The organism is Pseudoalteromonas sp. S554 (assembly GCF_005930865.1).
In the GTDB taxonomy this organism is placed as follows: Bacteria; Pseudomonadota; Gammaproteobacteria; order Enterobacterales; family Alteromonadaceae; genus Pseudoalteromonas; species Pseudoalteromonas marina.
Genome location: NZ_PNDV01000064.1, coordinates 1 through 22,758, shown reverse-complemented (window position 1 = coordinate 22,758; position 22,758 = coordinate 1). Strand labels below are relative to the sequence as shown.

Below are 22,758 nucleotides of genomic sequence, written 5' to 3'. Positions count from 1 at the left end.
TTAAAATAATTATGTAAGTTATTTAAAAATATCATCTTAAAAAGGGTGTGAAATAGTTTCAATCCCTGATTAAATATCCTCAACTTAAGAACGTAGGCAAAGTGCGGTTTTAAGCGTACAATATAGCCTCTAAAAAATACCATACACGTTGCCCAGGAGCCCCCAATGTTAGAACGTAGCATGAATATTTCGGACTTTGATCCAGAGTTATTTGACGCGATGAGTAAAGAAACATCACGTCAAGAAGAGCACATTGAGTTAATTGCATCTGAAAACTACTGTAGCCCACGCGTACTAGAAGCGCAGGGTTCTCAACTTACTAACAAATATGCTGAAGGCTACCCGGGCAAACGTTACTACGGTGGCTGTGAGCACGTTGATGTGGTTGAGCAGTTAGCGATTGACCGCGCAAATGAATTATTTGGTACAGATTACGCAAACGTGCAACCACATGCGGGTTCGCAAGCCAATGCCGCTGTTTTCCAAGCCTTATTAAGCCCGCTTGATACAGTACTTGGCATGAGCCTAGCACACGGTGGCCATTTAACTCATGGCTCACACGTAAACTTTTCAGGTAAAACATATAACGCAATTCAGTATGGCCTAAACGAAGAGACTGGCGAAATTGATTACGCACAAGTTGAAGCGTTAGCACTAGAGCACAAGCCAAAAATGATTATCGCAGGTTTTTCTGCTTATTCAGGTATTGTTGATTGGGCTAAGTTTCGCGAAATTGCAGACAAAGTAGATGCTTACTTGTTTGTTGATATGGCGCATGTTGCAGGTTTAATTGCTGCGGGTGTTTACCCAAGCCCAGTACCATTTGCACATGTTGTTACTACAACAACGCATAAAACATTAGCGGGCCCTCGTGGCGGTTTAATTATTTCTGCATGTGGTGACGAAGCAATTTACAAAAAGCTTAACAGTGCTGTATTCCCTGGTGGCCAAGGTGGTCCTTTATGTCACGTTATTGCTGCAAAAGCAGTGGCATTCAAAGAAGCTTTACAACCAGAGTTTAAAGAATACCAAACACAAGTTGTTAAAAATGCGCAAGCAATGGTTAGCGTATTACAAGAGCGTGGCTACAAAGTTGTTTCTGGTAAAACAGACAATCACTTGTTCTTACTTGATTTAATCGATAAAGACATTACAGGTAAAGATGCTGATGCAGCATTAGGCAATGCGAACATTACGGTTAACAAAAACTCAGTTCCAAATGATCCGCGTTCTCCATTTGTAACGTCTGGCTTACGTATTGGTTCTCCTGCAATCACGCGCCGTGGTTTCAAAGAGGCTGAATCTAAAGAGCTTGCTGGCTGGATCTGTGATGTACTAGACAACATTGCTGATGAGTCTGTTCAAGCGCAAGTAAAAGAAAAAGTGAAAGCAATTTGTGCAAAACTACCTGTTTACGCTTAATAAAGTAAAACGGTAATTTAGATCACATAAGCAATCATGCTATTATAAAAGCCGCTTTTTAGCGGCTTTTTTGTTTTTAAAACGGATACCTTTAGTTATGCATTGCCCATTTTGTACAGCAAAAGACACCAAAGTTATAGATTCCCGCCTTGTTGGCGGTGGCCATCAAGTTCGCCGCCGTCGTGAGTGTAACGATTGCCATGAACGTTTCACCACGTTTGAAGGGGCAGAGCTGGTTATGCCGCGTGTTGTAAAACAAGACGGCAGTCGCGAACCGTTTAACGAAGATAAGTTACTAAATGGTTTAAATCGTGCACTTGAGAAGCGTCCCGTCAGTACAGAACAGGTTGATGAAGTAGTCAATATAATAAAGTCGCAATTACGTGCAACGGGTGAGCGAGAAATTTCAAGCCATTTGGTGGGTGAATGCATTATGGAAGCGCTTAAAAAGTTAGATAAAGTCGCTTATGTAAGGTTTGCGTCAGTATATCGCTCGTTTGAGGATATACGAGAGTTTGGCGAAGAAATTGCCCGTTTAGGGGAATAAGCATGAGCAGCCAATCAGCATTTACCGAGCACGATAAACTATATATGGCGCGTGCTATTGAGCTTGCTAAAAAAGGTCGGTTTACCACAACACCTAATCCGAATGTTGGCTGTGTACTTGTAAAAGATAATCAGATAATTGGTGAAGGGTTTCATCAGTTAGCAGGGCAAGGACATGCAGAGGTAAATGCACTTGCTGTAGCCGGCGAAAAAGCAAAGGGTGCAACTGCCTATGTAACACTTGAACCTTGTAGCCATTACGGGCGCACGCCCCCCTGTGCTGAAGGACTTAAGGCCGCTGGTATTAAAAAGGTGATTGCAGCCATGGTTGATACCAACCCGCAAGTGGCAGGTAAAGGCCTTAAAATACTGAGTGACGCCGGAATAGAAGTTGCTCATGGGTTGCTTGAACAAGAGGCTCGCGCATTAAACTTTGGTTTTTTTAAGCGTATGGAGCAAGGGCTTCCTTACGTAACTTGTAAATTAGCAGCCAGTATAGACGGTAAAACAGCGCTAAAAAACGGAAAAAGTAAGTGGATCACAGGTCCTGCTGCACGAAAAGATGTGCAGCTATACCGCGCTCAAAGCTGTGCCATTTTAACGGGGGCCGATACGGTTCTTGTTGATAATGCAAAACTTAATGTTCGAGCAAGTGAGTTACCGTATTCATTACCAACCAACTTACCGCTACGTCAGCCGGTGCGTGTTATAATAGACTCGCAAAACAGATTAACACCTGACCTCGCGCTATTTAAAATAGCGCACCCGGTAATTATATTTACTACCAAGGTTGATAATTCAATGCAGTGGCCGCATTTTGTTAAGCACATAGCGGTGCGCGAGCAACAGGGTAAGGTTGATTTAACCGATGTATTACAAACACTAGCAAAGCATCAGTTTAATAATATATGGCTGGAAGCTGGGGCAACCCTTGCGGGGAAAATGACCGAGCTTGATTTAATTGACGAGTATGTTTTTTATATCGCACCAAAACTGATGGGTTATGATGCTAAAAGTTTAGTAAACTTCCCTGAATTGACGAGTATGCAAGATACTATCGATTTATCTTTTAATGAGTGTGTTCGCATTGGTGACGATTTACGTATCAACGCGTTAAAAAAGCACGCATTAAAATCATTTAACAAAGAAGAGTAGCGCTATGTTTACTGGGATAATAGAAGCCACAGGCAAAATTGCTTTATTACAAAAAAAACAAGGCGATTTAGCCATTCGTATTCAAAGCGCCGACCTTGATATGAGTGACGTAAAGCTGGGTGACAGTATTGCAACAAATGGCGTGTGTTTAACGGTAGTTGATAAACATGTTGATGGTTTTAGCGCTGATTTATCTAACGAAACAATTCATTTAACTGGTTTTGCACATTATTCAATAGGGCAAACAGTTAACCTTGAAAAAGCGATGCAACCGGTTTCGCGTTTAGGTGGGCATTTAGTGTCTGGCCATGTTGATGGTATTGCAACAATAACGGCGATTACAGCTAATGCAAGAGCTACTGAATATTGGCTGACAACCGATGAAAGTTTAATGAAATACATACCGTACAAAGGGTCGGTATGTATTGATGGTATAAGCCTGACAGTTAACGCTGTTGAAGGTAATAAATTTAAATTAACAATTGTGCCGCACACCAGCGGTCAAACAACAATTGCCGACTTTAAAGTAGGCACTCAAGTTAATTTAGAAGTCGATCAAATTGCACGTTATTTAGAGCGTCTTATCAAAGGCGCAGAGCAGCCAACCGGCGCAGATATATCAATGAGCTTACTCGCAAAAGCGGGCTTTATTAAATAACGAAACTGACAACTTACACGAGCGAATTTATGAATTTACACAGCGCACAAGAAATTATAGATGACATTAAAGCCGGTAAAATGGTTATTTTAATGGACGATGAAGACAGAGAAAATGAAGGCGATTTAATAATAGCTGCTGAACATATTAGCGCAGAAGCAATTAACTTTATGGCTACTCATGGCCGTGGTTTAATTTGTTTAACGATGACACAAGAGCGTTGTGAGCAACTAGACTTGCCTTTAATGGTTAAAAATAATGGCGCTGCGTTTTCAACTAACTTTACTATGTCGATAGAAGCATCAAAAGGCGTAACCACAGGTATATCAGCAGCAGATAGAGCACGCACGGTACAAGCAGCTATCGCTAAAGGTGCTGTTCCTAGCGATATTGTACAGCCGGGTCATATTTTTCCGATTATGGCACAGCCAGGTGGTGTATTAACACGTGCAGGTCATACAGAAGCCGGTTGTGATTTAGCGCGTTTAGCAGGGCTTGAAGCGTCTTCTGTTATTGTTGAAATTTTAAACGCTGATGGCACCATGGCACGCCGCCCTGATTTAGAAGTTTTTGCTAAAGAGCACGACATTAAAATTGGCACAATTGCTGATTTAATTGAATACCGCAATTTAAACGAAACCACAATCGAAAAAGTGGCTAAGTGTAAACTGCCAACAGAGCATGGTGAATTTGACTTAGTCACTTACAAAGACACTATTGACGGTCAGTTACACTACGTACTGCTCAAGGGTGAAATTAAAGCGCAAGAACCAACCTTGGTGCGTGTGCATTTACAAAGTACATTTAACGATATTTTACTTTCGGATAGAAGCGCAGACAGAAGCTGGGGCTTATCGGATGCAATGGCATACATAGCTAAAAATGACGGTGTGCTAGTCATTTTAGGTAAACAAGAAAGTACTGAAGAGCTTGAAGCAACAGTTAAAGCATTTGCTGCTGCAGACGCTGGTGAAAATGTTACACCGCGTAAATTTCAAGGTACTTCTCGTACTGTTGGTGTAGGCTCACAAATTCTTGCAGATTTAGGAATTGAGCAAATGCGATTAATGAGTCGCCCTAAAAAATACCATGCACTTTCGGGCTTTCATTTAGAAGTTATTGATTACATTGAGCCACAATAGGCAAACGCTTAAACTAGGCTATTTTATTATTATTATGGTATGATGCGCAGCAATTTTTGCGCAATCGCAACCGCTTGAACTTATTTTTAGGGTTATCAAATGAAAATTATTGAAGGTAATAAGTACGCACCGGGCAAAAAATTTGCCATTGTCATTTCTCGTTTTAATGACTTTATTGGTAGCAGCCTACTTGAAGGTGCTGTTGATGAGCTAAAACGTACCGGTGGTGTATCTGATGACGACATTACTGTGATTTATGTACCGGGTGCAGTTGAATTACCTTTAGCGGCAAAACGCGTTGCAGCAAAAAAAGAGTATGATGCAATCATCGCTTTAGGCGTAGTGATAAGAGGTGGAACACCACACTTTGACCTAGTTGCTGGCGAGTCAAACAAAGGTCTTGCGCAAGTATCACTTGAGTATGATATACCGGTTGCATTTGGCGTATTAACCACTGAAAGCATTGAACAAGCTATTGAGCGCGCAGGTACCAAAATGGGTAACAAAGGCGGCGAAGCTGCTTTGGGTGCGCTTGAAATGGTTAATGTGTTAGATAAAATTTAAGTTTAAGGAATTTTTGTGAAACCAGCAGCAAGACGTAAAGCACGTATCTTAGCACTTCAAGCCGTTTATTCTTGGCAACTAAGCGGTAATGCAATTGCCGACATCGAGCAACAAATGTTGATCGAAAACGACGTTACTAAAATTGATGTTGAATACTTTAAAGATTTAGCCTCAGGTGTAGCTGTAAATTATAAGCTACTTGATGAATCAGTATCACCTCATTTAACGCGTCCATTTGATGACTTAGATATGGTTGAGCGAGCAATTTTACGTTTAAGCAGCTACGAACTTAAGTTCCGTGAAGATGTACCTTACAAAGTTGCTATCAACGAAGGTATTGAGCTTGCCAAAATATTTGGCGCAGAAGATAGTCATAAATTTGTAAACGGTGTACTTGATAAAGCTGTAAAGCATTTACGCAAGTAATAGTATTTTTCTCTGACTTTGCTTTCAGAGATTTACTTTATATAACCGTTAAAAGGAGAGCCGGCATAGGTCGGCTTTTTTGTGTATGAAGGAATTTGAATTAATTAACCGCTACTTTAAAGGTCGCGGTATTTCTCGTCGTGATGTTAACCTAGGTATAGGGGATGATTGCGCGCTTGTCACTGTTCCACAAAATTGCCAACTTGCAGTCACAACCGATACTTTGGTTGAAGGCGTGCACTTTTTTGAAGATATTTCTCCTCGCGCATTAGGGCATAGAGCGCTTGCTGTTAATTTAAGTGATTTAGCTGCAATGGGTGCTGAACCTACGTGGGTATCTGTTGCACTAACGTTACCGACAATAGATTCTCAGTGGATTGCAGAATTTACTGAAGGTATGCATGAAATTGCAGAATACTTCAATGTACAAATTATTGGTGGCGATACCACTCAAGGGCCACTCACTATTACTATTTGCGCTAAAGGTACCGTGCCGGAAGGTAAGGCACTACGCAGAAGTGGTGCAAAAGTAGGTGATTGGATTTATGTTACGGGCCCTTTAGGGGACGCAGGTCTTGCTATTGAAGCTCGTAAGCAAGGTATTAAAATAGATCCAACGCATTTAGAATACTTAAACAATCGATTTGACTACCCAACACCGCGCGTTGCTGCGGGTCAGGTCATCCGTGGGCTTGCAACGTCAGCTATTGACGTATCAGATGGATTACTTGCCGATTTAACACATATTCTTGAAATGTCCCAAGTAAATGCAGAGATTAATGTTGAGAGTATTCCTACATCAGAGGCAATGAAAGCAAGCTTAGATTTTAATAAGCAATTACCGTTTATTCTTAGCTACGGCGATGACTATGAATTAATTTTTACTGTTCCCGATAACAATAAAGGTATGCTTGATTTAAAGCTAAGCCAATATGGTGTGGATATTACCTGTATTGGGCAGATAAAAAGTGGTAACGGTAAGATTGAGCTTTTACAAAATGGTGAAATGTTTAACTTTGAGCAACAGGGCTTTGAGCATTTTACAAAGGAGCAGGTTTGAATAAGAACCGATTATTTAACTTAAAACGCCCACACCAGTTTTTTGGTTTAGGGTTTGGTACTGGTCTTGCACCAAAAGCGCCGGGTACATTTGGCACATTTGCAGCATTGCCATTTATATTTATAACAATGCATTATCCAATCTGGTTACAAATAGTATTTGCAGTTGTGATCAGTGTATTTGGTATTTGGGCATGCGGTAAAACAGCTGATGATCTGGGTGTGCATGACCATCCTGCTATTGTGTGGGATGAAGTCGCTGGCTACTACATCACCATGATAGGTGCAGCATTAAATTGGCAAACTTTATTAGTTGGCTTTTTACTTTTTCGCTTTTTTGATATTGCAAAACCAGGCCCGATTCGTATGTTAGACAAACGCGTACATGGTGGCTTTGGGATTATGGCGGATGACGTGTTAGCGGGTATTTTTTCATTGATTTGTTTGCAAGCATTAATAAAAGCAGGTTTACTACCCTTTTAGTGTTTATATTTGATTAGTTTAACTAGGTGGCAGCGTATGATGCGATTTTTACTGGTGTGTGTACTGATGTTGTGCGCAATGCCAAGTGGGGCTTCAATTACTGACTATGTTGTTAAACAATGGAATATTAAAGACGGCTTACCGTCACAATCATTAAAAAGTGTAGTGCAAGATCAGCAAGGCTACATTTGGCTAGGCACACAGTTTGGTTTGAGCCGCTTTGATGGCACTACGTTTACAAACTACAATACCCAAAATAGCGCTTTTTTACCAAGCAATGGCATTAATAAGCTTTTAATCGATTCGAATGGATTACTTTGGGTTGGTACTAGAAGTGGTTTAGTGGTTATTAATCCAGCGACCTTTGCAGCGCAGGCATTTAACATTAAAGGCCCTGTAAGGGATATTCTAGAAGACTCCAAAGGGGGCACTTGGATAGCCGCAAACGGGTTATATTACGTTGGTCGTGGTCAAGTTAACTTACGCGGTCAATCTAAAGCTATTTTACCAACGGCTAATGCAACCGTTATAACTCAAATAGTGGGTTCAGTGAGCCAAATGGCGCTTTCGCCAGAAGGTATTTGGCTTGTAAACGATCGTCACTTGTTACGCTTAACTAAAAACTCCTCCGATTTTGCCAAACTGCGTTTAGAGCTTACTGCTAAAATATCGTTACCCGAGCGTTTAGCTCAAACGATCGTTCATGATCTTGCATTTTTAAATGGGAATTTATATTTAGCTTCGGAGCTAGGCGCTTACTTTTTAGATTTAGACGACGAGCTAAGGCCCTTTCCATTACCCAACGCGAATAACTCTGCTGTGTATAAATTTATGAGTGACAGCGATGGTGGTTTATGGATTTCCACTTATGGGCGCTTGTTATTCAGAGATAAATCCAGCCAATGGCAATGGGTTGAGCCGAGCCAGCTAGATCAAAGTATTTGGTTTGCTGATATTTTTAGAGATGATAAAAATAATATTTGGTTAGCAAGCTTCAGTGAAGGGTTGTGGCTTGCTCACGAAGGGCGAGTAGAAAGGCACGCTGCTGTTTCACAAATGACTGAAGCGGTTATGGCGCTGAGCCAAGCTCCAGATGGTAAATTATGGGTCGCTAATAAAAGTGGTGTTGGTTATTTTGACTTGAATAAAAGTTATATTAACTTAATTCCAAGTAGTCAGTATGGGCGTGCCTCAGTACACGATTTACAGTTTGATGGAGAGCGCGTATACATCGCCACAGGGCGAGGGTTGTTCGTATACGAAGACGATAAACTCTTTAGTGTGCCTGGGCGTGCACTGCGTGATAATCCCGTTTTTGCTATAAGTCGCTCTAGTAAAGGCGGGTTTTGGATTGGCACCGGCCGTGGGCTCTACAGGCTCAACTTTGCAGGTTTAACTCCCTTTGCTTATAACGCCTTTTTAGGCAGTAAATTTATAACTTATGTACTAGACAAAGGAAACTTTGGTGTCATAGGTACCAGTAAAGGTGCGTATTACTTTACTGATCGCGGTATCGAAAAGGTCGGGGATCAAACTTCACTTGAAAGTGCTTATATTACAAGTGTTTTGCATATTGATGGCGTGGGTATTTTAATAGGCTCGCTTAATGATGGATTATTTTACCGAAGTACGCAGGGCCAATGGCGACAGCTTGATGCCGCAAATGGGTTACCGTATGGCTCTATATTTAGCTTGGAGTACGACGAAAAATTAAATAACGTGTGGGTTAGCACCATGAAAGGTGTTTACAGAATGCCAGCGGAGCAGTTCAAAACAAACATAGAAAGTTTAAAAGTAGAAGAGGTGATTTCGTCATTCGATCGCCAGCTTGATGGCAAAGCTAACCAGTGTTGTAGTGGTTTAGGCCATGATGCAGTTGTCAATATGGGCAGCTCAATGTGGTATCCGAGCCTACAAGGTGTTGTTGAGATACCTAAAAATGTAGAGCTATTTGGGGTGCTGTCGTTAAAACCAACTATTGAAACAATTACAACTCCTGAGCGTAATTTAACAACCGCTGCGCTAGGTAAAAAGCCGACTTTAGAAACTGACGAGCGAGACATAACACTAACCTATACGGCGATAGACTATTATGCGCCAAACAGTATTGAGTTTAGGTATCAGTTAAGTGGTTTGGACAATGATTGGCGTTATGCAAACACGCGCCGCGAGGCTATTTATACCAACTTACCTGCTGGGGCATTTTTATTTCAGTTAGAGGCAAAACGCCAAGGTGAAGATTGGTCAAAGGCGCAATACGTAGAGTATGAGTTTGTTGTGCCAGAGCGGTTTGATGAAACGATTTACTTTAGATTACTGATCACCAGTGGCTTTATTTTACTTCTTTACTTAGTATTTTGGGTGCTTAAAGCGCAAGAGCGCAGAAAACAAGAAGTGCTTGAAGGTTTAATTACAGAGCGTACGTTAGAGCTTCGACAAGCGAATGATAAGCTTGGGCAAGTTAACTCACAACTTAAACTTGTAAGCCACTCTGATGAGCTTACAGGTTTGCGTAGCCGTCGTTTCTTGTTTGATCAATTACCAAAAGATATTGAGCATTTTCAACGTAATTCACAGTCATTACAGGCTCAAGGGAAATCACTTGTACTGGTTATTATTAATTTAGATAACTTTAGCCGTATAAATGATGCCTTTGGTCCAATTGCAGGTGACAGCTGTTTGCAGCAAATGGCTGCGCTATTAAACTCGCGTACGCAGGGCTCTGACTACGTAGCGCGCTGGAGCGGTGATGAGTTTTTATTACTTTTACGTGACTTTAAGTGCAATAAAATAGACAGTTACTCTTCAGAGCTTTGTAAAGCGATTGCAGAGTATTCTTTCCAATTACCTAACGGAAATATGACAAATATAACTGCCTCAATTGGTTGGTCTTTCTACCCATTACCCTTACTTGGTGGGCAAGTAATTAGTTGGGAAACCTCTATTAATTTAGCTGACATTTCGCTTCATCAAGTTAAAAAACGCGGTGGCGACGGTGTAGCCCATATTACTTTCGACGAGCAGCTAGATGCATTTGAGTTTGAACAAAACTCTAATGTAGAGCAGCAACTGGGTATGCTACAGAGAAATGGTTTGGCCGATATAAAAGTGTGGATGCGATAATACCTGACCAAAGTGATTGGTCAGGTATGGTGAGGTTAACGCTATTGATTTAGCCAAGCTGGTAATATTGCGACTGACTCAGGTGCCGTAAATGCAGTGCTTGCATCGGCGCTAATATCACCGCCGGCAATACTTAAAATATTGTTAAAACGCATAACTACATTATTTGATTTTTCAGCTACGTATAAATCTGTCCCGGTATACATAATATCGACAGGATTACCCAGTAGGGTATTTGGACCGCTAATCGTGGTACTGATGTTTACCAACCCCGATGCCATTGCCACGTTATTTAATACATATATTTTTCCATCATCAGCAACAGTAGTGCTACCGACATCAGAGAGAATTAACGAGCCACTTAGCGAGTCGTAGTCGATGCCATGTATATTAGTGGGCGCTTCTACTGCGGTTCCAGCATTTGCAGGTGTTATAAGTCTGTCTTCAACAGCAATATTTGCATTTCCGGCCATAAGCTTGCTTTTGACTTCGTCGAATACAGCAACGGTTCCATTTGTGAGTGCGACAAAAGCACGGTCAGTATTTACATCGTAATCAACGTCCCAAGGACGCGCACCGTTAGCAAAAGTAAGGGTCATTAATGGGCTTGCATCTCCTGTGGTACACGTTGAAAATATTGAGATACTTGGTGTATCTGCGTTATTTTCTGCAACCAAAATCATACCGCTATCAGAAGCTACATCAAGACCTTTAGGAGATATAAGGCCTGTATTTGTTCCAGTAATAATACTGTCTTGGTTTGTATTATACGTTTGTCCATCTCTGTTTATTGCCACCTTATTTGAAATAGCAATACCGCCAATAGAAGTTGTACTGTTATCGAACGTTGTATAGCTATTACCTGCTTTATCAAAAGTTACACTCTCGATAGTTTGACCCGCATTATAGTTGCCAATTTCTGTGCTAAGTTGTGAACTTAATCGACTAATTTGCCCCGTTGTTTCACCTGTAGTACCCGGATTACTGCTAACAGCAACCCCAAGTAGCGCCATATTAGCGGCATTACTATCTGAAATATCAGCCATTTCATTTTGCATACCCAGTTTGGTAATTGACTCAGGTTTAATAGTTGAAGTGACTAAGTCTGGAGTAATATCGCCGCTTTCACCTGAAAAAATATTGCTAAATACAAGAACAGCATCATTTGATTTTTCGGCTACACGCAAGTCACTCCCTTCAAGGCTAATATCAACCGGGTTACCAAGCATTGTTGCTGGGCCGGCAATACTGCGTGCAACGCTCACTAAGCCATCTGCGGTTGATGCATTATTGATTACAAATAACGAACCATCGGTTGCATCTGATGCACTGCCTACATCAGATAAAACAAGTTTATTAGTATTTGAATCATAAACAATGCCATGAATATTTACAGATATTTGCGTACCATCATTATTGCTAGGGGTAATTGTACGACTTGGCATAGCGGCAAATTCACCACCAACAAAATTATCGTAAACGGCTACATCACCATTTGTAAGTGCTACATAAAGACGGTCATTTGTTTCATCATAATCAACATCCCACGGTGCAGCTTCTGTTATGGTTGTGCCTAATGGCGTTGCGTTACCCGCGGCTGTAGCGCCAAAAGTAGTTATCTGCATCGCGCCAAAGTCAGCAATAAAAATAAGGCCACTTTTTTGTGCTACGGCAATTCCTTTAGGGTTTACGAGCGTAGTGTTAGCACCTGTTATTTCGCGATCAGTATTTGCATCATAGCTGCTGCCATCAGCACGGTTAGCAAGCTGACAGATAGTTTTAATACTGCCACTTTCGCTGTCGCTTGCTTGTAATAAATTACCTAAGCTATCAAAAGCAACGCCTTCGTTAGCTGTTGTGTTAAAAGTTTTTAATTTAGAAGCACTTTGGTCAATTAAATCAATGGTACCCGTGTTGGTTTCTCCATTGTTTGCCAAAATAAATGTGGCTGATGCAAAGCCTGGGTTGCCATTTGTTCCATCAGTACCATTTTGTCCGTCGGTGCCTGCAATACCATCTACGCCGTTTTTACCATCGTCTGAGCTACAGCCTGTAATGCCGATTAATACTGCAAGTGTTAACGCTGAAAAACTAAGCGTATGTTTCAATGTGTTTTTTTGTGCTGTATGAGTTGTTAAATTAGCTTTATTCATCATTTTTACCTTCTAAATATTCCATTAAATTTAGGTAAATAAAGGGCTTGCTTATAAAGCACAGACTAAGCAGCACTGATTATTTACATGTTAACCTCACAGCAATAACGGCTTAAAAGTTAAATTGGATGCAAAAAATAATGATAAAAACGAAAAAGGAGCCAACAGGCTCCTTTTTATAAACAGTTAAAATAATTAACTAAGCAGTAAATGACCTTATTGAACTTAAAATACCTTGCTCGCCTAAGCCCATTTCATCGTGCATTTCGTCTTGCGTGCCGTGCTTAATAAACTCATCAGGAATACCTAAGTTAAGTATTTTAACATTGGCCTGCTGGCTAGCTAAGTATTCGTTAACCGCAGAGCCTGCACCACCGGCAATGGCATTATCTTCAAGTGTAACAATTACATCATGATTTTTAATAATGTCGTTTAACAGTGAAGTATCAAGCGGCTTTATAAAGCGCATGTTAACAAGCGTTGCATTAAGTTCATTTGCAGCAAGTTGTGCGTTTTCAAGCAATGTACCAAATGACAAAATGGCAATCTTTGAACCTTCTTTTACTGTATTTGCTTTACCAATTTCGAAAAGTTGCATATCGCTTTGAATATCTGCCGTACCAGCGCTTCCACGAGGGTAACGAACAGCAACCGGGCAATTAGCTTTGTAACCGGTGTACAACATTTGGCGGCATTCATTAGTATCGCTAGGTGCCATAATAACCATATTAGGAATACAACGCATAAAGCTGAGATCGTATGCGCCTTGATGTGTTTCGCCATCGGCACCAACAATACCTGCTCGGTCAATGGCAAATAATACAGGGAGGTTTTGTAATGCAACATCGTGAATGAGCTGATCGTATGCGCGCTGTAAAAAGCTTGAATAGATAGCAACAACAGGCTTTAAGCCTTCACATGCAAAACCTGCGGCTAGAGTTACAGCATGTTGTTCAGCAATTGCGACGTCAAAATACTTATCAGCATGTTCTTTTGAAAAGCGCACCATGCCCGAGCCTTCACGCATGGCAGGAGTGATAGCCATTAACTTATCATCTTGCTGCGCCATGTCGCATAGCCAGTCGCCAAATACTTTTGAAAAAGTAGGGGCGCCCGGTTTTGATTTAGGCAAGCTAGATGTGTTTGGATCAAACTTAGGGACGCCGTGGTAGCCAATAGGGTCGGCTTCAGCTGGCTTGTAACCCTTACCTTTTTGCGTTTTTATATGAAGAAGTTGTGGGCCTTTTAAATTACGCATATTACGTAATGTATCAACCAGCATGTTTACATCGTGCCCATCAATTGGGCCAATATAATTTAAGCCAAGTTCTTCAAAAAACGTACCAGGGATAACCATGCCTTTAAGATGCTCTTCCATTCTGCTGGCAAGCTCTTTAACAGGCGGTACGCCAGACAGTAACTTTTTACTTCCTTCGCGAATGTTGGTGTAAAAGCTACCAGATAGAATACGCGCAAAGTGGTTGGTTAATGCGCCAACGTTTTCTGAAATCGACATTTCGTTATCATTTAGAATAATAAGCATGTCTGATTTTACATCGCCTAAATGGTTCATCGCCTCAAATGCCATACCCGCAGTAATAGCGCCATCACCAATAACTGCAACCGTTTTACGCCCTGCGCCTTCTTTTTGTGCAGCAATTGACATGCCCAAAGCTGCAGAAATTGAGGTGCTAGAATGGCCAACACTAAATGTGTCGTAGTCACTTTCATCTCTAAATGGGAATGGGTGCAGACCATCCTTTTGGCGAATAGTATGCATTTGGTCGCGGCGACCCGTTAAGATCTTATGCGGGTAGGCTTGATGCCCAACATCCCACACTACACGATCTTCTGGTGTGTTATATACATAATGAAGTGCAACTGTAAGCTCAACTGTGCCTAAACCAGACGCTAAATGACCGCTACTTTGCGATACAGAGTTAAGTAAATACTCACGTAGCTCATTGCTAAACTCGGGAAGTTTATCTTGCGCTAAGTCTCGTAATTGAGCTGGTTTGTCAACCAAGTTAAGTAATGGATACTTGCTACTATCAAGTGTCATGGCTTTTTTATATCCTTCGATCACATTCGCTTTCAAATGGGAGTGAACAACGAATGTTAAGTAATAATGTCAGTGCTATTTGCAATACGCTTAAACTGTGACTAGTGGTCACGTTCAATAAGGTAATTTGCCAGCGACGCAAGAAGCGTAGTATCTGCATCAATAAGTGCTAACGCTTCGTGGGCTTGTGTTATTAAATTTTGCGCCTTTTCTTTAGCGCCTAGCATACCTAATAACGCCGGGTATGTCGCTTTATTCGCTTCTATATCTGAGCCTTGTGGTTTACCTAGTATAAAGGTGTCACCTTCCACGTCTAAAATATCGTCGTGTACTTGAAATGCCAGCCCTATAGCATACCCAAAAACGCTCAAGTTTTCTAAAGTTTGTTCATCTGCTTTTTCACTGCACAGTGCACCTAGCGTTATAGCACAGTTAATTAGTGCACCGGTTTTTAACTTGTGGATGCGCTCAAGCTCTTGTACAGAAACAACTTTGTCAGTTGCGGCAATGTCTAAACCTTGTCCTGCAACCATCCCTTCAATACCTGATGCATGTGCAAGTGCAGCAATCATTTTTACTTGTGATTGCGCTGAGCAATTAAAGTTATGTGTGGCTATAAGTTCAAAGGCGAGAGTTTGTAATGCATCACCCGCTAAAATGGCTTGCGCTTCGCCATACACAATATGGCAAGTGGGGTAGCCGCGGCGTAAATCGTCATCATCCATAGCTGGTAGGTCGTCATGTACTAATGAATAACTATGAATGCATTCTATGGCTGCAGCCAAAACGTCTAAGTCACTTTTTTTAGCGCCTAGCATTTCACCAACAGCGTACACCAAAAAAGGGCGCAGCCTTTTTCCACCATTAAATAAGCTGTAATGAGTGGCTTCTTTTATTGTTTTATCGCTATCGAGCGGTTGTTCAAAGTAGCTATTGAGTGTAGTAGCTACATCTATTTGAGCACGTTCAATATAGTCTTTTATGCTCACAACTATTCCATATCATTATTAAAGTTTGTAAGTGCTGACTTTTCGCTATTACCCATTAAAATAGATACTTTTTGTTCTGCTTGCTGTAGTTTTTCAGATGACGCACCAGCGAGTGCAATACCACGCTCGAACTGCTTTAATGATTGTTCAAGCGATAAATCACCTTGTTCCATTTCACTAACAATTGTTGATAATTCTTCTAGTGCTTTTTCGAAACTTAAGTTTTCAGGTTTTTTAGTCGCCATCTTTATTTCAGCTTACATGATAAATTTAGGAGCCAATTTTAGGGGGAATGCTAAACTAGGTCAAAGGATGATATGAGTTTTTTACATTTAGCGCGATTAATCGCGTGTTAATCAGTGCTATTAGTCAGGAAAACTCGATAATTAGGCAGTGCGCCTAACTTGATATAAAATAATAAATATAACTTTTATGTTTATTTACAAAAATGACTTAAGCAATTCAGTATGTTGCCGATAAGCAGTTAATAATAAAAAGTTTATGATAAGGCATTTAAACATGAAATCTCTGGAGGAAATGTGGATTTAGCAACCATAATAGGGATCCTAGGCGCAATAGGCTTAATTGTCATGTCTATGTTTATGAGTAGTAGCGGTGAAATGGGCATGTTTGCCGATGCGCCTTCAAGTGTAATTGTATTTGGTGGCTCGCTGTTTATTGTTTTATCAAACTTCACGATGTCTCAGTTTTTAGGGATAGGTAAGGTTGTTGGTAAGGCATTCATGTTTAAAATTGAGTCGCCTGAAGAGTTAATAGAAAAAGCAGTAGAGCTTGCGGATTCTGCTCGTAAAGGTGGCTTTTTAGCACTCGAAGAAGCTGAAATCCCAAACCCATTTATGCGTAAAGGCGTTGACATGCTTGTTGACGGTCATGACGCAGATGTTGTGCGTGCTACACTTCAAAAAGATATTTCCCTAACCACCACCCGTCATGAACTAGGTGCTGGCTTATTTAAAGCACTTGCCGACATAGCTCCCGCAATGGGAATGATTGGTACATTGATAGGCCTCGTTGCCATGTTATCAAACATGGACGACCCCAAAGCTATCGGACCTGCAATGGCCGTGGCACTATTGACCACTCTGTATGGTGCATTTTTGGCGAATGTAGTAGCAATTCCGATTCAGGTAAAACTTGAGCTGCGTAAAGACGAAGAAGCGATGAATCAGCGTTTGATTCTCGATGCTATTTTAGGAATTCAAGATGGTCAAAACCCCAAAGTTATTGAAGGTATTTTGAAAAACTACTTGGCTGAGTCTAAGCGTAAAGTTGATACCGAGGAGTAACCATGTCTGATGAAGAGTGCAAATGCCCACCCCCCGGTTTGCCTGCTTGGATGGGTACATTTGCTGATTTAATGTCGCTATTGATGTGCTTTTTTGTACTCTTATTGGCATTCTCAGAAATGGATGTACTTAAATTTAAACAAATTGCAGGTTCAATGAAGTTTGCTTTTGGTGTGCAAAATAAAATTGAAGTTAAAGATATCCCAAAAGGGACATCGGTTATCGCTATGGAATTTACTCCAGGTAAGCCAGAGCCTACACCAATTGAAACTATTCAACAGCAAACCGTTGAAATGACCCAGCAAATGCTAGAGTTTCAGGCTGGTGATGAAAGTTCAGCGGGCGGCAGGCAAGAACAGCGAGGCGATAAACGTGGCGGTGAATCTAGAAGTACCTCACAAGAGCAGTCATCAGAACAAGCAATATCCGCTGCAGATCAAGAGCAAACAAATGAGCTGGTTAAAAAAATAGCGCAGCAGTTAGAAAGGCAAATAATAGATGGTGCAATAGAACTTGAATCATTAGGTCAGCAAATTATTATTCGTATTAGAGAAAATGGCTCGTTTCCTTCGGGCAGTGCTTTTTTACAACCTAAGTTTAAACCGATTATTCAAGACATTGGCGAACTTTTAAAAGACGTACCAGGTGAAATTACAGTATCAGGGCATACAGATGATTTTCAGGTATCAAATGAGTTATACGTAAATAACTGGGATTTGTCGTCTAAGCGTGCAGTGGCTGTTGCTAGCGAATTGCAAACAGTTCAAGGGTTTGATAAAACACGAATGATGGTTGTAGGGCGAGCTGAAACTCGGCCGCTTGTGCCTAACGAGACAAATGAAGACCGACGTCGGAATCGCCGAGTTGAAATATCTATATTACAAGGTAAGGCAAAAGAGTCTGATCTTATTGATGTGAGATAATGCTCAAATTATAAAGCTGGGCTTAATTAGTAGCCCAGCTTTAAGTTTTACAAATTATTACCAGTCTCTATTTATTGAACCTGACAATAAATCAAAAACTCTCCCTCTTTAAAATAGTTATGCTAAACTACTGTTTATATAACCAGTTGTAGGCCGGCACATGAAACTCTACATCGCAGAAAAACCATCACTTGGACGTGCAATTGCAGATGCGCTCCCAAAACCACATAAAAAACACGACGGTTACATTGAAGTCGCCAATGGTGATTGTGTTTCGTGGTGTATTGGCCATTTGTTAGAACAAGCTGAACCAGATGATTACGATGAACGCTATAAAAAATGGCAATTAGAACATCTCCCTATAGTACCTGAGCAATGGCAGTTAAAAGCTAAACCTAAAACTCGTAAGCAATTAACTATTCTAAAAAAGCTAATCAAACAGGCATCAACGTTAGTTCATGCTGGCGATCCCGACCGTGAAGGGCAGTTACTTGTAGATGAAGTGATAGAACAAGCCAAAATAAGCAAAGCTAAAAAGCAAGGTATTCAGCGTCTACTTATAAGCGATTTAAACTTAGCTGCAGTTAAAAAAGCGCTTAGTTGTATGCACTCTAATCGGGAATTTATTCCATTAAGTGTATCAGCACTTGCACGTTCACGAGCAGATTGGCTTTTTGGTATGAACCTCACTCGGGCTTATACTTTAGCGGGACAAAAAGCAGGGTTTGGTAATGTACTCTCAGTTGGGCGCGTACAAACGCCAATTTTGGGTTTAGTGGTAAATCGTGATACTGAGATAGCTAATTTTATATCAAAACCATTTTATGAGGTGCTAGCTAGTTTAGTTACTCCTGAGAAGCAGGTATTTAAAGCAAAATGGGTACCGAGTAAAGCTTGCGAACCTTATCAAGATGAAGAGGGGCGAGTGCTAAATAAAGCATTGGCCGAAAACGTGGCTTCGCGTATAACTAATCAAACAGGAGAGGTGACATCGCTTGAACAAAAACAAAAAAAGCAAAGTGCACCTCTACCTTATAATCTATCAGCACTGCAAATAGATGCAGCAAAGGCATTTGGTATGGCTGCTCAACAGGTGCTTGATATTTGCCAAACACTTTATGAGCGCCATAAATTAATTACTTATCCTCGCTCAGATAATCGATATTTGCCTAAAGAACATCATTTAGATGCACCTTCAATTTTAAAAGCAATTGCAACTAATGACGGTCAAAAAGTGGAGTTAGTAAATGGTGCAAATGCTAAGCAGCGCAGTAAGTGCTTTAATGACGCAAAAGTAGCTGCGCATCACGCTATTGTACCTACGGCAAAGCAATTAAAGTCAGCTAGCTTAGCCAAGGATGAAGCAAAAGTGTATCAGCTTATTTGTAGGCATTATTTGATTCAGTTTTACCCAGACTATATTTATAACGAAACTAAAGCAGAGGTGACAATTGCTGGTGGTTTATTTAAAGCCAACGCTAAACAAGAAGTCAGTTTGGGTTTTAAGGTATTAATGGGTAAATCAGAATTAAAAGAAGAGGCTACTTTACCTTACCTTGAAAAAGGGATGGACCTGATATGTACACAAGGTGATGTAGTAGAAAAGCATACTTCACCTCCCGCTCATTTTACTGATGCAACTTTACTGAGTGCTATGACGGGGATTAGCCGTTATGTAAAAGATCCACATATCAAAAAAGTATTAAAAGATACTGATGGTTTAGGTACAGAGGCTACTCGTGCAGGCATTATAGAGTTGCTATTTAAACGGCGCTTTTTAAAGCGTGAAGGCAAAACAATCAAAGCCACCGAAACAGGCCTTGCATTAATTAGTGTTTTGCCTGAAGGTTTAGCAAGTCCTGACTTAACAGCAAAGTGGGAGGCGAGTTTAGGAAGCATTGCTCAACAAGCAATGAGCTACCAACAATTTTTACAACCGTTACTGGTGGAGCTTGAAGGCTTTGTAATGCAAGCAGCTAATTGCGATAGCCATGTATTTTCAAAACTGCCCCAAACACCGCCTAAAAAGCGTTTTGCCAAGCGCAGTAAAAAAGCACCATTTAAAAAATCTAATTATAAAAAGAGCTCAACAACAGTTTAATGGCTGAGCCCTTAAGTGGGATTTATTTTGTATTAAATAATGCAACTGCCACATTACTCATGGCTTTTATACCAGTAGGTAAAGCTACTTTATAATCAGGTGCAAATTTACTTGAGTGCAATGAAGGGAGTGTTTCGTTGTTTTTTATTGCTTTTGCGTATTGCTGTTGATTAACACCGCCTAACCAAAATAATGTAATTGGGATATTTTCGTCGGTACGGCCATAAAGACCAAAGTCTTCACCTGCCATTACGGCTTGGGTTTCAAGTACGTTTGTGTCGCCTATCGCATTTTTAATAGCACTTCGTACTATATTAGTTTGCGAAGGATTATTATAAGTAGATGGAATTGATTCATCCTCATGAACTATAACAGCAGGGTAATCACTTTCATCAAGCCCTGCGCTTTGCGCAATACCTGCGGTTATGCGTTTTATTGCAGCAATTTGCGCATTGCGTACATCTGGGTTGTAACTACGCAGTGTAAGTTGCAGTTTCACTTCATCAGAAATAACATTATGTTTGGAGCCGCCATGTATAGAACCGACTGTTATAACAGATGGTTCTAAAGGTGAAAGTTCGCGACTTGTAATCGTTTGTAAAGCAAGTACTGTGCGCGCAGCAATAACTACCGGATCAATAGTGGTATGAGGGTACGCGCCATGGCCGCCTTTACCTTTTATATTAATATCAACAGAATCCACACTTGCCATGGTATATTCATTTTTCATAGTTACTTTACCAGCAGGTACACTGGCACTAACATGCAATGCAATAACGTGGTCGGGCTTTGCGTATTTACTAAATAAACCCTCATTTAGCATCGCTTTAGCTCCACCTCCAACCTCTTCTGCAGGTTGTGCAACCATCATTAATGTCCCTTTCCATTTATTTTTATGAGTAATGAGTTGCTCGGCAGTGCCTATAAATGAGCTCATATGAATATCATGGCCACAGCCATGCATAACACCAACTTTTGCACCATGCTCGTCAATAACTTTTACAGTTGAAGCGTAGGGTTTACCTGTTTGCTCGGTAATAGGTAAGCCGTCCGTATCTGTGCGTATCATAACTGTTGGGCCATTGCCATTTTTAAAAATACCAACAACACCATACCCACCTACATTTTCTGTAACCTCGAATCCAAGCATATTAAGCTTGTTAGCTATTTTTTTACCTGTATTTTTTTCGCTGTATGAAAGTTCTGGCGATTGATGTAAATCGAGGTAAAACTTTTCAATACTAGGCATTGTTTTGTTTAGGTCTAGGTCTAGGTCAAGTCCTTTAGCTTGCAAAAGCGGAGCTGCAAATAAAAATGCAGCGCTAAGGTAAGATAGTTTCATGATTTGCCTCATTAATTGATTATGTATGCCGAGTGATTTAGTTATACGACTTGTATTTATTATGTTAATCACCATATAAAACCCTAAATAGATAAGTATGGCAATCAATTCAATGAGTAATATAGTAAGTATTAATGCACAAAACCTTCAGCAGGTCCTTGGAGAAACATCACAACAAAAATTAGTATTACTTAACTTTTTCTCACCTCAAAGTCCTGATTGTATTGGGCAGGCTGCAATTTTAGATAAAATAGCGGCTGACTATACAAGCCATATAGTAATAGCAAATTTAGATTGTGATGCAGAGCAAGCATTAGCTTCACAATTAGCACAACAGGTTGGCTTACAAACGCTGCCTACGCTTGTGCTATTAAAAGACTCTGCCCCTGTCGATTTGCTTGCAGGTACCCAAACTGAGTCACAAATACGGGAAGCCCTATCTAAGCACTTACCTGCTCAACAGGATTTGCTATTAGAACAAGCTAAGCAGGCTCTACTTAAATCAGACCTCAATGCAGCGTTTAATTATGCAAAGCAAGCATACGAAATAGATAATACTAATGTACGTATTAAATTAGTGCTTGCAGATATTTGTATTCAAATTCACAAATTAGATGAAGCTCAAGCATTAATAGAAACGATTGATTCGCAAGATCAAGATGCGTACTTCAATAACATCAAAGCAAAATGCGAAGCTGCTTTAGATGCAAAAGATTCTCCAGAGATACAACAAAAGCAACAGCAAGTAGATAAGTATCCGAACGATTTAGAACTTAAAGAAGAGCTCAGTGCTTTATTAAACGAAGCAGGAAGAAAAGAAGAGGCATTAGAAGTGCTATTCAAAGTACTACAAAAGGACCTTAACTATAACGAAGCTAAACCAAGCTTTTTAGCTATAATAGCTTCTCTACCAGATGGCGATGCGCTCGCAGCTAAATACCGTAGAAAGCTATACAGTATTTTATATTAAAAGCTGATTATAAGTTCGGCTAAATAAAAGCACCTTTATTAAAGGTGCTTTTTTATTGATGGCTCTTAGATGTTAAAGCAGAGAAAATCAGCTTAAAAAGTAAAGTTATACACAGGGTTTTGTGAGTAACTTGTGTTTAGGGTGTGCGCTTGCTTGGGGTGCAATTTAAATCACTTTTTTAGCTAAAAAAGGCTTGCGTTAAATTCGCGCCTCCCTATAATGCGACCCCACTGAGACGGCAGAGCAGGCAACGCTTAGCGAGGCAAGCAAGTCACTTAGTGAGTCGAGGAGACCTTTCGTTGAGATGTTTACTCTGCTATCAGTCAGTGTTGC

19 protein-coding genes are annotated in these 22,758 nt (G+C 40.5%); 14 read left to right on the top strand and 5 right to left on the bottom strand.

Features of this window, described 5'->3' with window-relative positions; all coding sequences use genetic code 11:
- Nucleotides 1-165: 165 nt before the first annotated feature.
- From glyA to CWB65_RS13830, 10 genes are all read left to right on the top strand, one after another.
- Nucleotides 166-1,422 (top strand): serine hydroxymethyltransferase, encoded by a 1,257-nt coding sequence (gene glyA, locus CWB65_RS13875; protein WP_006794273.1) that lies wholly within the window; start codon nucleotides 166-168, stop codon nucleotides 1,420-1,422.
- A 97-nt stretch (nucleotides 1,423-1,519) separates the two neighbouring features.
- Nucleotides 1,520-1,969, top strand: coding sequence for a transcriptional regulator NrdR (nrdR, locus tag CWB65_RS13870; RefSeq protein ID WP_006794272.1), 450 nt, complete (start codon nucleotides 1,520-1,522; stop codon nucleotides 1,967-1,969).
- A 2-nt stretch (nucleotides 1,970-1,971) separates the two neighbouring features.
- Nucleotides 1,972-3,123: a bifunctional diaminohydroxyphosphoribosylaminopyrimidine deaminase/5-amino-6-(5-phosphoribosylamino)uracil reductase RibD gene (gene ribD / locus CWB65_RS13865; RefSeq protein WP_138740793.1), complete on the top strand. Its 1,152-nt coding sequence runs from the start codon at nucleotides 1,972-1,974 to the stop codon at nucleotides 3,121-3,123.
- A gap of 4 nt (nucleotides 3,124-3,127) precedes the next feature.
- Nucleotides 3,128-3,781: a riboflavin synthase gene (locus tag CWB65_RS13860; protein ID WP_006794270.1), complete on the top strand. Its 654-nt coding sequence runs from the start codon at nucleotides 3,128-3,130 to the stop codon at nucleotides 3,779-3,781.
- A 29-nt stretch (nucleotides 3,782-3,810) separates the two neighbouring features.
- Entirely contained in the window at nucleotides 3,811-4,923 is a 1,113-nt protein-coding gene (ribBA, locus tag CWB65_RS13855) for a bifunctional 3,4-dihydroxy-2-butanone-4-phosphate synthase/GTP cyclohydrolase II (protein ID WP_006794269.1), read from the top strand.
- A 99-nt stretch (nucleotides 4,924-5,022) separates the two neighbouring features.
- Nucleotides 5,023-5,487: a 6,7-dimethyl-8-ribityllumazine synthase gene (ribH, locus tag CWB65_RS13850; protein ID WP_006794268.1), complete on the top strand. Its 465-nt coding sequence runs from the start codon at nucleotides 5,023-5,025 to the stop codon at nucleotides 5,485-5,487.
- A gap of 15 nt (nucleotides 5,488-5,502) precedes the next feature.
- Complete coding sequence (nusB, locus tag CWB65_RS13845; RefSeq protein WP_006794267.1) at nucleotides 5,503-5,913, top strand: transcription antitermination factor NusB; 411 nt, start codon at nucleotides 5,503-5,505, stop codon at nucleotides 5,911-5,913.
- Nucleotides 5,914-5,998: 85 nt separating this feature from the next.
- On the top strand, nucleotides 5,999-6,973 hold the full coding sequence (gene thiL, locus CWB65_RS13840) for a thiamine-phosphate kinase (protein ID WP_138740792.1): 975 nt from the start codon (nucleotides 5,999-6,001) through the stop codon (nucleotides 6,971-6,973).
- Nucleotides 6,970-7,455 (top strand): phosphatidylglycerophosphatase A family protein, encoded by a 486-nt coding sequence (locus tag CWB65_RS13835; protein WP_006794265.1) that lies wholly within the window; start codon nucleotides 6,970-6,972, stop codon nucleotides 7,453-7,455. The genes thiL and CWB65_RS13835 overlap by 4 nt, the downstream gene beginning before the upstream one ends.
- Nucleotides 7,456-7,491: 36 nt before the next feature.
- Nucleotides 7,492-10,578, top strand: coding sequence for a ligand-binding sensor domain-containing diguanylate cyclase (locus CWB65_RS13830; protein WP_138740791.1), 3,087 nt, complete (start codon nucleotides 7,492-7,494; stop codon nucleotides 10,576-10,578).
- Between the two features lie 41 nt (nucleotides 10,579-10,619).
- Here CWB65_RS13830 and CWB65_RS13825 read toward each other — a convergent pair whose 3' ends face one another.
- The 4 genes from CWB65_RS13825 to CWB65_RS13810 form a co-directional block, all read right to left on the bottom strand.
- On the bottom strand, nucleotides 10,620-12,731 hold the full coding sequence (locus CWB65_RS13825; protein WP_138740826.1) for an NHL repeat-containing protein: 2,112 nt from the start codon (nucleotides 12,729-12,731) through the stop codon (nucleotides 10,620-10,622).
- A 199-nt stretch (nucleotides 12,732-12,930) separates the two neighbouring features.
- On the bottom strand, nucleotides 12,931-14,793 hold the full coding sequence (gene dxs, locus CWB65_RS13820; RefSeq protein ID WP_039038405.1) for a 1-deoxy-D-xylulose-5-phosphate synthase: 1,863 nt from the start codon (nucleotides 14,791-14,793) through the stop codon (nucleotides 12,931-12,933).
- A 101-nt stretch (nucleotides 14,794-14,894) separates the two neighbouring features.
- Entirely contained in the window at nucleotides 14,895-15,782 is an 888-nt protein-coding gene (gene ispA / locus CWB65_RS13815) for a (2E,6E)-farnesyl diphosphate synthase (RefSeq protein ID WP_006794261.1), read from the bottom strand.
- 2 nt (nucleotides 15,783-15,784) lie between these two features.
- Nucleotides 15,785-16,027, bottom strand: coding sequence for an exodeoxyribonuclease VII small subunit (locus tag CWB65_RS13810; protein ID WP_006794260.1), 243 nt, complete (start codon nucleotides 16,025-16,027; stop codon nucleotides 15,785-15,787).
- A gap of 294 nt (nucleotides 16,028-16,321) precedes the next feature.
- Here CWB65_RS13810 and pomA point away from each other — a divergent pair, with 294 nt between their 5' ends.
- The 3 genes from pomA (at nucleotide 16,322) to CWB65_RS13795 (ending at nucleotide 20,113) form a co-directional block, all read left to right on the top strand.
- A complete protein-coding gene (pomA, locus tag CWB65_RS13805) occupies nucleotides 16,322-17,089 on the top strand; it encodes a flagellar motor protein PomA (RefSeq protein WP_008132143.1) in 768 nt (255 codons plus the stop codon).
- Between the two features lie 2 nt (nucleotides 17,090-17,091).
- Complete coding sequence (locus tag CWB65_RS13800) at nucleotides 17,092-18,012, top strand: flagellar motor protein MotB (RefSeq protein WP_138740790.1); 921 nt, start codon at nucleotides 17,092-17,094, stop codon at nucleotides 18,010-18,012.
- A gap of 160 nt (nucleotides 18,013-18,172) precedes the next feature.
- Nucleotides 18,173-20,113, top strand: a complete 1,941-nt coding sequence (locus CWB65_RS13795; RefSeq protein WP_138740789.1) for a DNA topoisomerase III — start codon at nucleotides 18,173-18,175, stop codon at nucleotides 20,111-20,113.
- A gap of 22 nt (nucleotides 20,114-20,135) precedes the next feature.
- Here the strand turns inward: CWB65_RS13795 and CWB65_RS13790 are convergent, their stop codons facing one another.
- Entirely contained in the window at nucleotides 20,136-21,455 is a 1,320-nt protein-coding gene (locus CWB65_RS13790) for a M20 metallopeptidase family protein (protein WP_138740788.1), read from the bottom strand.
- A 112-nt stretch (nucleotides 21,456-21,567) separates the two neighbouring features.
- Here CWB65_RS13790 and CWB65_RS13785 point away from each other — a divergent pair, with 112 nt between their 5' ends.
- Nucleotides 21,568-22,425, top strand: coding sequence for a tetratricopeptide repeat protein (locus tag CWB65_RS13785; protein WP_138740787.1), 858 nt, complete (start codon nucleotides 21,568-21,570; stop codon nucleotides 22,423-22,425).
- Nucleotides 22,426-22,758: the final 333 nt, after the last annotated feature.